At 39.5% G+C, this 14,428-nt stretch carries 9 protein-coding genes and 1 riboswitch; of the genes, 6 read left to right on the top strand and 3 right to left on the bottom strand.

All coding sequences use genetic code 11. The features are described 5' to 3' along the window. Window positions 1-105: 105 nt before the first annotated feature. Window positions 106-1,164: a M20/M25/M40 family metallo-hydrolase gene (locus CUC15_RS13325; protein ID WP_114917127.1), complete on the top strand. Its 1,059-nt coding sequence runs from the start codon at window positions 106-108 to the stop codon at window positions 1,162-1,164. Between the two features lie 230 nt (window positions 1,165-1,394). Here CUC15_RS13325 and CUC15_RS13320 read toward each other — a convergent pair whose 3' ends face one another. Continuing rightward, window positions 1,395-2,528 (bottom strand): alcohol dehydrogenase catalytic domain-containing protein, encoded by a 1,134-nt coding sequence (locus CUC15_RS13320; protein ID WP_114917126.1) that lies wholly within the window; start codon window positions 2,526-2,528, stop codon window positions 1,395-1,397. Between the two features lie 646 nt (window positions 2,529-3,174). Between CUC15_RS13320 and CUC15_RS13315 the strand changes: the two genes are divergently transcribed. Continuing rightward, complete coding sequence (locus tag CUC15_RS13315; protein ID WP_205317705.1) at window positions 3,175-7,476, top strand: S8 family serine peptidase; 4,302 nt, start codon at window positions 3,175-3,177, stop codon at window positions 7,474-7,476. 249 nt (window positions 7,477-7,725) lie between these two features. Then, window positions 7,726-7,874, top strand: a riboswitch (FMN riboswitch). Window positions 7,875-8,049: 175 nt separating this feature from the next. Continuing rightward, on the top strand, window positions 8,050-8,637 hold the full coding sequence (locus CUC15_RS13310) for an ECF transporter S component (RefSeq protein WP_114918457.1): 588 nt from the start codon (window positions 8,050-8,052) through the stop codon (window positions 8,635-8,637). A gap of 104 nt (window positions 8,638-8,741) precedes the next feature. Here the strand turns inward: CUC15_RS13310 and CUC15_RS13305 are convergent, their stop codons facing one another. Beyond that, on the bottom strand, window positions 8,742-9,134 hold the full coding sequence (locus CUC15_RS13305; protein WP_114917124.1) for a hotdog fold thioesterase: 393 nt from the start codon (window positions 9,132-9,134) through the stop codon (window positions 8,742-8,744). Between the two features lie 16 nt (window positions 9,135-9,150). Then, window positions 9,151-10,086, bottom strand: coding sequence for a 1,4-dihydroxy-2-naphthoate polyprenyltransferase (locus CUC15_RS13300; RefSeq protein ID WP_114917123.1), 936 nt, complete (start codon window positions 10,084-10,086; stop codon window positions 9,151-9,153). 353 nt (window positions 10,087-10,439) lie between these two features. Here CUC15_RS13300 and CUC15_RS13295 point away from each other — a divergent pair, with 353 nt between their 5' ends. From CUC15_RS13295 to menH, 3 genes are read left to right on the top strand one after another with little or no spacing between them, the layout of a single operon-like run. Then, window positions 10,440-11,825, top strand: coding sequence for an isochorismate synthase (locus tag CUC15_RS13295; protein WP_114917122.1), 1,386 nt, complete (start codon window positions 10,440-10,442; stop codon window positions 11,823-11,825). Window positions 11,826-11,829: 4 nt separating this feature from the next. Beyond that, entirely contained in the window at window positions 11,830-13,581 is a 1,752-nt protein-coding gene (gene menD / locus CUC15_RS13290; RefSeq protein WP_114917121.1) for a 2-succinyl-5-enolpyruvyl-6-hydroxy-3-cyclohexene-1-carboxylic-acid synthase, read from the top strand. A gap of 4 nt (window positions 13,582-13,585) precedes the next feature. Further along, window positions 13,586-14,386 carry a 2-succinyl-6-hydroxy-2,4-cyclohexadiene-1-carboxylate synthase gene (gene menH, locus CUC15_RS13285; RefSeq protein WP_114917120.1) on the top strand — a complete coding sequence of 267 codons (801 nt, stop codon included), beginning with the start codon at window positions 13,586-13,588 and terminating at the stop codon, window positions 14,384-14,386. Window positions 14,387-14,428: the final 42 nt, after the last annotated feature.

Genomic DNA, 14,428 nt, shown 5'->3' with positions numbered 1-14,428 from the left:
AATGAAAGTTTACCGATTAATTGTGCCAGCGTAAATAAAAGTGCTCTCAAATTAATTTTTTGCTATGATATAGAAAGTGTTAGATGTATGAAGGAGGAATTTGTGATGACTAAAGCTAATCAAGATTTTTTACTGGAGCTATTAAACACTCCATCACCATCAAGTATGGAAATGGAGATTCAAAAAAAGTGGATAAATTATGTAAAGGAATTTGCCGATGAAATTCGCACAGACAATGCGGGGAATGCAATCGGTGTTCTGAATCCTGATGCACCTTTTAAAGTATTATTAGCAGGGCATGCCGATGAAATTGCGCTTGTAGTTAACCGGATTGATGATGAAGGATACTTACATTTCGATAAAATGGGTGGAATTAATCCGAAAGCTGCTGTTGGTATGCGAGTTACAGTTCTTGGTGCAGGCGGTACTGTTACTGGTGTAACAGGTGTTAATGCACAGCATCATGGCGGACTGAAGAATGATTTTGACTTATCGGACTTATTCATTGACTGTGGATTCAGGACAAAAGAAGAAGCAGAAAAATATGTGCAAATCGGCGACTTATGTGTTTATAAAACAGAACCAGAAATTTTAATGGATCGCTACATAGCTGGCCGTGGCTTGGATAACCGAACAGGATCATTTATTGTAGCTGAAGTGTTAAGACGCTTGTCAGAAAAAGATGTGAAGGTTGGTGTTTATGCAGTAAGCACGGTAAATGAAGAAACAAATATGGGCGGTGCTTATTTTGCTGCGGCAGGAATAGAGCCGACGATGGCAATTGCATGTGATGTAACCTTTGCTACAGACTATCCTGGTGTAAATAAAAATAAGCATGGGGACATTCGCTTAGAAAAAGGTCCAGTGCTTGCAAAAGGAGCTCCGATCAATATTAAAATCAATAAATTATTGGAGAAGGCAGCAAAGGATCTCAACATGCATGTTCAATATGAATTGACACCAAGAATGACGGGAACAGACGCAGATAAGATGCGATTAACAGGTAAAGGTGTCCCAGTATCGTTAGTATCATTGCCATTGCGCTACATGCATTCACCAGTCGAAACAGCTAGCCTGCAGGATATTGATGAAGAAATTGAATTACTCGTAACGATGATTGCTGGATTAACTGGTAATGAAAGCTTGAATCCATTGGAAGATTAATATAGGCAAATCGATAGAATTAAGTTTAAAAGAGGAAAGCAAACCGACGCATAATGAAGTATCGGAAGTGTTACACGAGTTTATGATTAAACTCAATTGGATTTGATAAACAACCTGCTTCGATTATACAATGAAGCAGGTTGTTTAATGTACGTTTATTTGAATCATTAAATTTGCGTGCTTAACACTAAGTACATTGATTTTCTCTATCCAGGAGTTTTACCAATCCTTTATGGCTTAAAAATTACCTTTATTGATCCGTCTTCTTTTTTGTCAAAAATATCATAAGCATTTGCCGCTTCATCCAAACTTACGCGATGTGTGATAATATCTGTTGGATCAAATTCCTTATTTTCAATCATGTTATACAGTTTTGGCATAATATTGATTACTGGTGCTTGTCCCATTCTCAAAGAAACGTTCCGTGTGAAAAAGGACCCGAGCGGGAAGTTATTTGCCTCCGTACCATAAACACCGGTTAATTGGACAGTCCCAAATTTCCGTACTGCTTGTGATGCAGTAATGATTGGACTGATTGTTCCAAATTGATTATCATGTTCTGATCCGAATTCTGTATTTGGCGGGACTGTGCCATCCATCCCAACACAGTCAATGACAACATCTGCTCCACCTTTTGTCTCTTCATGTAATAGCTTTCCAATTTTTTCATATTCTTTAAAATTATAGGTTTCCACGTTATTTGTCTTCTTCGCATGTGCTAATCGATGTTCTACCTGGTCTACTGCAATTACACGTTTTGCTCCCTTTAGCCAAGCGAATTTTTGAGCCATCAGCCCAATAGGACCACTTCCCAAAATAATCACTGTGTCATCTTTTTTGACGCCTCCATGTTCCACACTCCAAAATGCGGTAGGAATAACGTCAGATAAGAATAAAAGCTGCTCGTCATCCAACTCACTTGATTCTGGGACTTTAAATGATGAGAAATCTGCATAGGGTACACGTAAATACTCAGCTTGACCGCCGGGATAATTCCCAAAATCTCCTCCAAATCCAAATAAACCGCCAGGCTCACCATGTGGATTGGAGTTATCGCATTGACTTTCCATCTGATTATTACAGTAGAAGCAATCTCCACACCCGACATTAAATGGAATAACAACACGGTCCCCTTTTTTGAGATTTTTCACATTTGGACCGACTTCCTCAACAATACCCATTGGTTCATGACCAACCACGTAATCCTTTTCCGGGACAATTCCGCCTTTATATAAGTGAAGATCCGATCCGCAAATACCGCTTGCTGTGATTCTAACAATCATATCATCCTTTTCATGAATTTGTGGGTCGTCAACCATTTTTGTTTCCATTGCTTCTTTTCCTTGAAACGTTACGGCTTTCATATATTCACTTCCTTAATAATTATTTACTAGATGTCTCCCCTTAATTTCGTACGAATAAACAATTATAGAAACCTATTATGATGAGGGAACAAAAAGTAGTTACCATTAATTCTTAATAAATTACAAGTCAATGACAATATTTCTGTTTAAGGGTAATAGGTCTTGAAGTAGTTAACGAATATATCAAAATATCATACAAATAACCTGGAAAATGTTAACGAATAAGGTTCAGATGACCTATGTTTTCTGACTTGAAGAAAATGAATGATAAATAGCATGGTGGTTACTGGGTCTTATTCATCATTTTATAATAATTATCATAATAAAAATTTCGGTGAGGAATCGGCTAATTCCTGTACCGTGCACGTTTCAAACTGTATTTCATTTCTAATCGGTAGCTATGTCCTTAGAACTAAAGAAAGAAAAAATAATACTTATTTATCAATTGTGAAAATTCAGATTAAAACTACCATCATTCGACAATAATCCTTCTAGTAATCTATTATAATTTGTTTACTAACTAGATTCTTTTTTCTAAAAGGATATGGAATTCAAATCAAAGGGACGGGGGGCTTATTTAGTTTAATGCAAACTGTTTGTAAAATTGAGGGGAGGAAAAGATTTGAAAACAAAGAAAAAACGTCAAATGAAAGCATTTAGCCTTGCCGCTACATTTTTAATGACATTTTCTTTACTTACACCTAGTATTTCGCTTGCAGAGTCGAATGGCTCGACACAATCTTCTAAGCTGCACCATTCATTAAATGATTCAAATAAGCGAGTAGAGTCAAAAGTAAGCAAAACGTTACTTTCGTCATTTAAAGAAAATGAAAGAGAAACCTTCATAATAAAATTTAGCGAAAAAGCGGATTCAGCAAAGGTCGCAGCAGAAGCGAAGAAAAGTGCTGAAAATGCAAAACTTTCCGTACAAAAGCAAGAACATATTCAACGTTCAGCAGTTATCGCTGAGCTGAAGGAAGTTTCTCTTGAATCACAAGCTAATGTGATGACTTATTTGGAGCAAGAACAAAAAGAAGGGAATGTAGATGATTTTCATTCCTATCATATCGTAAATGGTATCGCTGTCACTGCAACAAAAGAAGTTGCAGAGAAAATAGCGACATTTACAGAAGTTGAAAAGATTTTACCAAATGAAACGAGAGAATTGTATACAACGGTATCCAAGGATGCGAAAACTCCAAAATCAGAGACTGCTAATATTGAATGGAATGTGGAGCGAGTAGGCGCACCAGCAGTCTGGAACATGGGGATTGATGGTACAAGTATTGTTGTAGCAAGTATTGATACAGGTGTTGATCACGATCATCCAGGACTTGCAGAAAAATATCGTGGTTATGATGCTGCGACTGGTGAGGTAGATCATACGTATAGCTGGTTCGATGCAACAGTAGGCCAAGGTACGCCATATGACGATCAAGGACATGGGACGCATGTTACAGGTACAATGGTCGGCAGTGAAGCCGATGGTTCGAACCAGGTTGGTGTAGCTCCAGGTGCCACCTTTATCTCTGCTCGTGCGTTTACAGCAGCAGGTGGAACAGATGCAGATTTGCTGGAGGCAGCAGAATGGATTTTAGCACCCGGTGGCGATGTAACGAAGGCACCAGATGTTGTTAATAACTCTTGGGGTGGTGGACCAGGTCTTGATGAGTGGTACCGTGATGTTGTAATCAGCTGGCGAGCAGCTGAAATTTTCCCGGAGTTCTCTGCAGGTAATACAACATTATTTAACCCAGGTGGTCCAGGATCAATTGCGACACCTGCAAACTATCCAGAATCATTTGCTACAGGAGCAACGGATAGTAATGATTCACTAGCAAACTTCTCGCTTGAGGGGCCTTCACCATATGAAGGAGATATAAAACCAGACATATCAGCACCCGGTGTGAACATTCGTTCAACTGTTCCTGGTGGAGGATATGAAGGTGGCTGGAATGGAACGTCAATGGCGGGACCAGCAGTTTCAGCAGTAGTTGCTTTATTGAAACAAGTGGATTCAAGCTTGACCGTAGACGAAATTGAAGAAATTTTATATGCAACTGCAACACCACTAACCGATAGGGAATACGCAGAATCTCCTAATATGGGGTTTGGTTACGGGTTAGTTAATGCTTATGATGCTGTTTCTTCTATCGTATCGGGTCTTGGAACATTAGAAGGGCAGGTTTCGAAGGATGGAGAAGATACGGAGGCTCCAACATTTGAGCATGCTGCGCCAACAGAAACGTATGCAGGCATGAATTTAGATTTAACTATTCAGGCTGCAGATAATGTAAGCGTTTCATCTGTTGAAGTGAATTACGAAGCTTCAAATGGGGAAGCAAAGACAGTTGCTGCAACTCGTGTTTCTGGTGATTATAAGAATGGGGAGTACACTGCAACGATTCCTGGTGAGGACGTCGCAGTGGATTCATTCACCTATGCTATTAAAGTGAATGATTTTGGTAACAACGAGGTTACTAGTGAAAATTATGTTGTTGCAGTAGCGGCTGGTATTACGGTTGGCTACGGTACTGATTTTGAAACAGCACCATCAGGCTGGACGATTTTCGGTGAGAACAGCAGTTGGGAACGTGGCATACCGACAACAGGTCCGGGAAATGCTGCATCAGGTGAGTATGTGTATGCAACGAACCCTGCTGGAAACTATAATTCGAACGAAAACTCAACTTTAATGATGCCACCAATTGACCTTCCAGATGGGAATTCATATTTACAGTTCAATCATTGGTATAATCTTGAACGAAATTGGGATTATGGGCATGTATTTATTTCTACAGATCAGGAGAATTGGACACAGCTTTTACGTATTACAGATGTAAATAATGGCTGGCAAAGCGCTGAAATTAATCTATCAGACTATGCGGGTCAGCGTGTTTATATCGGCTTTAATCTAGATACGGATGGCAGTGTAGTTAGAACTGGCTGGTATATTGATGATGTAGCATTATCCGATACATCGCAAGGTACAGCTAAGTCTTTAGGAAAAGCAAATGCCAAGAGCAAGTCGAATGCTAATTTAGGTGTTGAAAAAGAAAGCAGTACAGCATTAAAAGGGAAGAAAGTAGAACCAGGAAAAATCGTGCCAGTACAGCCGATCAAGGAAAAATCTCCTATTAAAGGGGATGCTATCGCACCAGCACTATTACCAATTGGTGCACAGGTAAGCGTGCTTGAAAGCGGCAGAACAGTAAACACAAATCCTGCAAATGGAAGCTATTCATTACTGCACGCTGCAGGTGATTTCACAGTCCAAGCAGAAGCATACGGATATCATCCAGTTACACAGGAAGTAACGATTGAAAATGATCAAACGGCAACAGCTAATTTTACATTAGAGGAAATTGACAAATATACTGTAAGTGGAACAATAACGGATGAAGCTACTGGGGAAGCGGTAGAAGGTGCAACAGTTCTGCTTGTAGAAGACGCGAATGTTGAACCAGCTGCAACGGACGCATCCGGTAACTATTCATTGACTGCATATGAAGGGTCATACACATTAAAGGTTCTAGCAAGAGGCTACCATGGTAAAGAGGTAGAGGTGAATCTTGATGGAGCAGATGCTGCAATCGATGTTTCTCTTGAACCATTCTATACTGTTCCAGGTGGAGAAATCGGTTATGACGATGGAACCGCCGAAAATGCACGTGCATTTTACGATGCAGGTAACGGTTGGGCAGTTAAAATGTCATTGCCAGAGGGCAAGGATAGTGCGGTTGTAACAGAAGGTGTATTCCAATTCCACGATGCTGACTGGCCAGTACCAGGTGGAACAGCATTCGCAGTAGAGGTTTGGGATGCATCTGGACCTGAGGGAGCGCCAGGGAAGAAGCTAGCTGGTCCGATTGATGCAGAAGCAACGAGAAACTTGGCAGAGTGGACAGTTGTAGATCTCACGGAACATGCTATCCAAGTAGATGGTGACTTCTATATGGTTTATATCCAAAAAGGAGTAAACACGAGTGCACCAGGTTTAGCTACGGATGAGAATGGACCAAATGCCGAGCGTAGTTACCAAGTAGTTGCCGGAGCATGGTCGAAGTCACCAGTAGCAGAAGGGAACTATATGATTCGTGCTCGTGTTGCTTATGGTGTAGAGGACCCAGTTATCACTTCACCTGCTGAAGAATTTGCTACTAATGAAACAGCACTTACGGTTGAAGGAAAGGCATCCGCAACAACCACATTGCAATTACTGAATAATGGGGAAGAAATCGGAACTTCTGAAGTTGGTGATAACGGTACATTCTCATTACCGATCGAATTGACTGAAGGAGCCAATGAGCTTCAAGCTGTCACGCTGATGAATGGTGTCACAGTAGGAGAGTCCGAAACAGTTACCGTTACACTTGATACTAAGAAGCCAGAGCTCACAATTGACAGTCCGAAAAATGGAGATAAATTGAAACGAGAAACGGTAACAGTAGAAGGAACGGTAAGTGATGCAAACCTAAATTGGGTTAAGGTAAATGGCCAAAAAACAACTGTCACTGATGGTAAATATTCAAAACGGATCATTTTAGAAAATGGTGCTAACGAAATAAAAGTAGTTGCTCAAGACACTGCAGGAAATAATGTGAATAAGAAGATAACAGTTGAAGCAGATTATGAAGCACCAGAAATTGAAAACCTGACGCCAGCAGAGGATAAAAATCTTAAATCCGGCGAGACCGTGAAAATTGAATTTGATAGTGAAGCAGATCTTAAAGCAACCTTCGTTATCCATATGCCATTGACAAATACAGTTCAGAATGCGACAGAACTGCCAATGATGGAAACGGCTGATGGACATTATGTGGGTTACTGGACAGCAACAAGTAATGCACATGCAAAGGGAGCAGTAATTGAAGTGAAAGCAGTTGACAGCTTTGGCAATGAAACACGCGCACAAGCAAAGGGAAAATTATTTATTAATGTAGAATGATAGATCTAGCAAAAAGATGTGGGGCCACTGGCTCCATATCTTTTTTAGCATTGCGCTCCAAAGTGGCATGTAATCGCTTTTGAGAATAATGTTTAAACGATCTTGCCTAGCAATACTAGATCCTCAGTCACTAATACCTAAAACAAGTAAACAACTAGGAAAAGAAAACTTTCTGTAAATAATTAATCATTTCTACTTGCATAATTACTAAAAGTAAGTATAATAACATTATACAACTTAATAATCGATTCCAATCTTCGGGGCAGGGTGCAATTCCCGACCGGCGGTAACGTGCATGATTGCACGAAGTCCGCGACCCATAAAAGCGTTATGCTTAAATGGTTGACCTGGTGTGAGTCCAGGACCGACAGTTAAAGTCTGGATAAGAGAAGATGTCGAGCCTGATTTTAGTGTATTATTATACACTTTAATTTATCTATGAATTTTAACCCTAAAGCCCCATAGGACTTTAGGGTTTTTATATACTATTTTTTACAATAGTTGATTAGGCTAAGACTTACTCCTTCATTAACGAGAGCGGAATCGATTAACTGATGAAGGAGGAGAACGATGATGCAAAAAACAAGCATGCAGTCATCAAATTTATTAAAACTTATTATTTTAGCACTACTAGGGACAATTTCACTCGTATTATTTTTCTTGAATTTCCCATTACCATTTCTACCCGCCTACTTAAAAATAGATTTTAGTGAGGTGCCAGCAATAATGGCAGGGTTGATTTTCTCGCCAATGGCAGGAATAATTGTTGTTGCTATTAAAAATTTACTCTATCTAGCTATATCTGGTGCGGGTGACCCAATCGGTGTTGCAGCTAATTTCCTAGCAGGATTGATGTTTGTTGTACCTGTTTCAATGATTTATCATAAATTTAAAAAAGGTACAAAGAGCGTTGTATCTGGCTTAGTAACAGGAACGGTTATTATGGCAATAGGAATGAGTGTACTGAATTATTTCGTCATTTTACCAGCGTATGGATGGTTCATGGGATGGGAAATGACTGATCAAGTTATTTGGGCTTCAGTAATTGCGGGTGTTCTGCCATTTAATGTGATTAAAGGGATAGTTGTGGCGTTATTGTTTGTGCCTTTATTCATCAAAATGCGTCGTTGGATTGAACAAAAACAAGTGTCGTTAACATAGAAAAACAGCTAATCTCTAAGTGAGATTAGCTGTTTTTGCATTTGATATTAATGTTTAATGTTAACACAATAAAAAACTGGTTTGGGCTCCCCAAACCAGTTTTTCTACTTTTCTTTTCTTTTCGGAACAATTCCAATCGTACACCTAGAGATGCAAATTAGATTGCCTTCTTCATCCGTTATGTTAATTTCCCACACCATCGTAGTTTTTCCAGCGTGAAGTGGGGTTGCCATGGCTGTTACAATGCCATCCCGTTTACTTTTAACGTGATTCGCATTTATTTCTATTCCAAATACACTTTTTTCTTCCAGGTCAACGTATGCTGCAGCACCGATGCTTGCTGCTGTTTCTGCTAGAGCAACATTCGCACCACCGTGCAAGAACCCAGCAGGCTGGAAGGTTCGTTCATCAACAGGCATCGTTAAGACGACTAATTCTTTATCGACTGATACGACCTCGATTCCGAGTGAGCCCAATAATGTATTTTCGAAATTCATGACAATATCCCCCTTATTACACTAATTTACTAATTAATAATGAAATCGCTAATAAGAAACCATAAATCGTATTGGTAATCCCTGTTGCCTTCATTGCAGGCATCATTTCCAGCGGCTCTGTTTTCCCACGGAAGTTTTTAATTACACTTATAGCCTTTATAGCACTTAGGAAGGTAAGCAGCGACCAAATTGGCAGGATGCCGACAATAATATAAATTGCTGTTAGTGAATATGCGATAATAAATAATGTTGCTAAAAAGGTTATCGCTTTTTCTCGACCAATTAATACCGGGATGGTTTTGCGGCCACCTATCTTATCGCCATCACGGTCACGAATATTATTCGATAAATTGATACTGCCGATAAAGATTGTGATTGGAATGGAAATCCAAATCATTGTAGCTGTTATTGTACCAGTTTGAATGAAATACGTAATTCCAATAATGACGGACCCCATTAATACACCGGAGAAAAGCTCTCCTAGTGGGGTATAAGAAATGGGAAGCGGCCCACCTGTATATAAATAACCAAATGCCATACAAATAAGTCCGATAACGGCAATCCACCAACTGGATGCCATACAAATATAGAAACCGATTAAAATAGAGATGCCATAAAAGATAAATGCGATATTTCGAATTTTAATCGGTTCGATTCCATCTCGAACGATTGTGCCGCTAATTCCAACAGATTCATCTGTATCTAATCCTCTTGCATAATCATAGTATTCGTTAAACATATTCGTTGCCGATTGGATTAGCAAAGAAGCGACTAGCATGGCGAGGAATAATAACCAATTGATGGAACCATCAATATAAGCAATCATTGTACCAGTAAAAACGGGTATAAATGATGCAGTTAGTGTATGAGGGCGGATCAAACGCCACCAAATATGAAAGCCATCTCTTTCATTTAAGGCTTCTTTAACATTTACTTTTTGTGTTGACTGCATGGATGTCTTCCCCCTGAATTTTCTTTAAATCCACTCTAATTTTAGGCAAATTAAGGGATAGTGTCAATCTTTCGTTAGAAATGTAGAGGCTTTTCTTGAGAATCTTAGTAAAAGAGCATAAAATGAGTATGGACGTTTTTTGACAGTAAAGAAAGTATATGCCTATTTCTTTTCTTTCTGCATAAGTGCAACTAAGGTAATCCACTTAAAAGCTTAGTAAAATACCTTAGTTTTCTAATCAGATAAGAAAGCTTATAAACTTTCTCACTGCACTAGTGAAACGAAGGAGGCCGCCAAAGACTCAGGCGGCAGTTCAGTTTTCTAGTCATTGTATATTACGGAGGTTTACTCAAATGATTGATATAAAGGAAGTACAGGCTGAAGCATTGTTCGCTAAGGTAATCCAAGGATTGCATAACAATGAAGATGCCCAACTTGTTAGTATTACAAAGAAAATACAAACGATAGATGCCCTGGATTTTTATAGACGGGCTAGATATATGGGTAGGAATCGAACGTTTTGGACAAACTCAAACCGAAGTTTGTTTTTAGTTGGGATTGGAGAAGCATATGAGATTATTGCTGATCAGTCGAGGTTCAAAGAAACGAAGCAGCAATGGGATAATTTATTAAAGCAGGCAACTATTCATAACCCTTATCAGCTGCCTGGTACTGGAGTAATTGCACTCGGTGGCATGTCCTTTGATCCAAAGAAGGAAACAACCGAATTATGGAAGCATTTTAAACCAAGCCAATTTACGATTCCTGAGTTTCAATTAACGAATTATCAAGGGGAATCCTATTATACGATTAATGTTTTCGTGAAAAAGAATGATCATCCAAGCCAATTGGCAGCAACAATTCGCCAAATCGAGCAAACACTTTTTCAAGCAAGTCAAGTTGAAGCAGAATCATTTTCGATAGAAAAAAAGGTGGAAATTGATCCTGAAGGTTGGAAAGAAAGTGTCCGTGTCGCAACAAGTGAAATTCGTAACAAGAAGGCAGAGAAAATTGTTTTGGCGCGTGAAGTACGTTTATCTTTTGATAAGCAGCCGGAAAGCAGTGTTATAATAGATAAGCTTTTGGACACGCAAGCAAATAGTTATATCTTTGCATTTGAAAAGAATAGTCATTGTTTTATTGGTGCTACACCAGAAAGATTAGTAAAAGTAGAGCAGGACAGGCTTCTTTCAACATGTCTGGCTGGAACAGCACCGAGAGGTAAGACAAAAGCAGAGGATGAACGAATCAGCTATGGGCTCTTGCATGATCAAAAGAATCGCCAAGAACATGACTTTGTAGTGCAAATGATTAAGCTGGCAATCAAGGATTATTGCACAGACCTCGTGATTCCAGGTGAACCAATCGTTTATCCACTGAAAAATTTACAACATTTATACACACCTGTTACAGCCAAGCTGAAGGCAGGACACAGTATTTTTGATATTATTGAGCAGTTACATCCAACACCTGCCGTAGGTGGAACTCCGCGCGACGAGTCACTCGCATTCATTAGAGAAAATGAATTGCTCGACCGAGGTTGGTACGGAGCGCCGATAGGATGGTTGGATAGTAATCAAAACGGAGAATTCGCAGTGGCTATACGCTCCGGATTAATTCATGGTGATATGGCATCCTTATTTGCAGGCTGCGGGGTTGTGAAGGATTCAAATCCTGAAGCAGAATATGAAGAAACGAACATTAAGTTGATGCCAATGCTATCAGTTTTAGGGGGATAAAGGAATGGAACATACTGAAATACTAACGAGATATACAGCTAATTTTGTTGATGAACTCGTTAAAAGTGGAATAACAGATGTAGTGATCTCACCAGGCTCTAGGTCGACTCCGCTTGCATTAACATTTACAGAACATCCCTCAATAAAGGAATGGGTCATTATTGACGAACGTTCAGCGGCATTTTTTGCATTGGGAATTGCAAAACAAACGAAACAGGCGGTTGCACTTATATGTACTTCCGGTACTGCAGCAGCAAATTATTTTCCTGCGATAGTAGAATCACATTATAGCAGGGTGCCATTAATTGTAATCACTGCTGATCGTCCTCATGAATTACGTGGTGTGGGTGCACCACAGGCGATTGAGCAAGTGAAGCTTTATGGTGATTACGTAAAAGAATTTCATGAGATGGCGCTACCTGAAGGAACACCTGAAATGTTAAACTATGTGCGGAATAAGGCTGCACATGCTGTTTATATCGCACAGGAAGGAAATCCGGGTCCAGTCCATCTTAATTTTCCACTCCGTGAACCACTTAATCCTGACTTCTCATTAGAAGCGATTTGGGAGCCAACAGGTTACGGTAATTATGAACGAATTTATCAAGAATCACTAGATGGAAGAAAACGACTCACAACAACACAAATACAATTACTCATTGAAAAATTACAGTCGAAGAAAAAAGGTGTTATCGTCTGTGGCCCGCAAGTAGATGATGATTTTGCAGACGCAATCACTGCACTTGCAGCAAAATGGGGGCTGCCTATTTTGGCAGATCCATTATCACAGGTCCGATCAGGTAAGCATGATAAAAATAATATCATTGAAAGCTATGATGCCTTTTTAAGAAATGCAACGATACGCAAGCAGTTAAAACCAGAATTCATTATTCGATTTGGTGCGATGCCTGTATCTAAGGCGTATCTTTTCTACCTTAAAGAGAATAAGGATGTAATGCAATTTACGATTGAAAATAGTGCTGGATACCGTGAACCAACAGGTAATATTACAGAGTTTATTTTCGCTGATGCAGTATCATTGTGTAAGGATTTACTCTCACAATCTCCAGAAATTGGGTTCGATGAGAAATGGCTACAAGCTTGGCAGGATATGAATCATATCGCTAAAAAACATTTGCTGGCCGATGTCGAGGATAAGATTACTGAGGGAGAAGCTGTACGAGCACTTGTAGATGTTACTCCAGAAAGTAGTAGCGTATATGTTGCCAACAGTATGCCAATTCGTGATTTTGACACGTTTATGCTAACGACGGACAAGTCATTTACAGTACTTGCAAATCGTGGGGCCAACGGAATCGATGGTCTCCTTTCAAGCGGTATTGGAGCTGCAACAGCAGGGAATCCAGTGACTATTGTTAGTGGTGACTTGTCGTTTTTCCATGATATGAATGGGTTACTGGCTGCCAAACATTATCAATTAAATGTTACAATATTATTAATCAACAATAATGGAGGAGGAATCTTCTCATTCCTCTCACAGGCAAATGATAAAAAGCATTTCGAAGCATTATTTGGCACGCCGCTGAATATCGACTTCAAGCATGCTGTGAATATGTATGGTGGGAAATATATTCTTGCTAAGACAGAAGCAGAACTGAAAGAATTGCTTAAGAAGAGCTATCAGGAAAATGGCTTACATGTGATTGAAATTCAAACAGATCGCACAGATAATGTTGACTGGCATCGAGGGAAATGGTTGGCGATTGAACAAGAAATTCTGAAAGGCAAGGAATAATTCATTGTATTATCAAACAAAAACGGCAAGCTATTGGTATGAGATTCATGGTGAGGGGATTCCAGTCGTTTTATTACATGGTTTTACCGGCAGTACTGCAACATGGCAGCAGTTTATTGACGAGCAGAAAGATAAGCTTCAAATTATAGCCATCGACTTACCAGGTCACGGTAATACCGAAACAAAGGAACCGATAACGATGGAAGCCTGCTGTCATGATTTATCACAGTTATTACAATTTTTACGGCTGGATTCCATTCATTTGCTTGGCTATTCAATGGGAGGCAGAACGGCACTTTCTTTAGCGATGCTCTATCCGGAACTGATAGAAAAATTGATTTTAGAAAGTGCATCACCTGGATTAATGACAGCAGATGAGCGAAAGATGCGAATCGAAAAGGATGAACTGCTAGCAAAGAAGATTAAACAAGATGGACTTGTTTCCTTTATTGACTTTTGGCAGGATATTCCGTTATTCCAGACCCAAAAATTCTTGCCGACTCATGTTCAACAGACGATTCGGAAAGAGAGACTATCTCAAACTGAACAAGGATTAGCAGACTCGCTTCGCTTTATGGGCACAGGAAAACAGCCGTCATGGTGGGAAAAATTACACTTGTTCAAACGGCCAGTTTTATTAATGGCAGGAGAACTTGATCCAAAGTTTGCAGCAATTAATAAAAAAATGAGAAATAGCCTGGAAAAAAGTGAGGTAGTTATTGTAGAAAAAGCTGGGCATGCAATCCACATTGAAAAACCAGCGATTTTTGGTACACTAGTAAGTGAGTTTATCATGAAAAAGTAATAGCAAGGGTGATTTTTTACCCGAAACATCGTTACATAGTGT

This window comes from Oceanobacillus zhaokaii, assembly GCF_003352005.1.
GTDB lineage: Bacteria > Bacillota > Bacilli > Bacillales > Amphibacillaceae > Oceanobacillus > Oceanobacillus zhaokaii.
The sequence above is the reverse complement of the archived record's forward strand: the minus strand, read 5'-3'. Positions and strand labels throughout refer to the sequence as shown.

What these genes read in the sequence shown, in the direction of transcription:
- CUC15_RS13310 (WP_114918457.1), top strand. Translation starts at nt 8,050, where the DNA reads ATGCAAAAAACAAGCATGCAGTCATCAAATTTATTAAAACTTATTATT.
- CUC15_RS13325 (WP_114917127.1), top strand. Translation starts at nt 106, where the DNA reads ATGACTAAAGCTAATCAAGATTTTTTACTGGAGCTATTAAACACTCCA.
- menD (WP_114917121.1), top strand. Translation starts at nt 11,830, where the DNA reads ATGGAACATACTGAAATACTAACGAGATATACAGCTAATTTTGTTGAT.
- CUC15_RS13295 (WP_114917122.1), top strand. Translation starts at nt 10,440, where the DNA reads ATGATTGATATAAAGGAAGTACAGGCTGAAGCATTGTTCGCTAAGGTA.
- CUC15_RS13305 (WP_114917124.1), bottom strand. Translation starts at nt 9,134, where the DNA reads ATGAATTTCGAAAATACATTATTGGGCTCACTCGGAATCGAGGTCGTA.
- CUC15_RS13300 (WP_114917123.1), bottom strand. Translation starts at nt 10,086, where the DNA reads ATGCAGTCAACACAAAAAGTAAATGTTAAAGAAGCCTTAAATGAAAGA.
- CUC15_RS13320 (WP_114917126.1), bottom strand. Translation starts at nt 2,528, where the DNA reads ATGAAAGCCGTAACGTTTCAAGGAAAAGAAGCAATGGAAACAAAAATG.
- CUC15_RS13315 (WP_205317705.1), top strand. Translation starts at nt 3,175, where the DNA reads ATGAAAGCATTTAGCCTTGCCGCTACATTTTTAATGACATTTTCTTTA.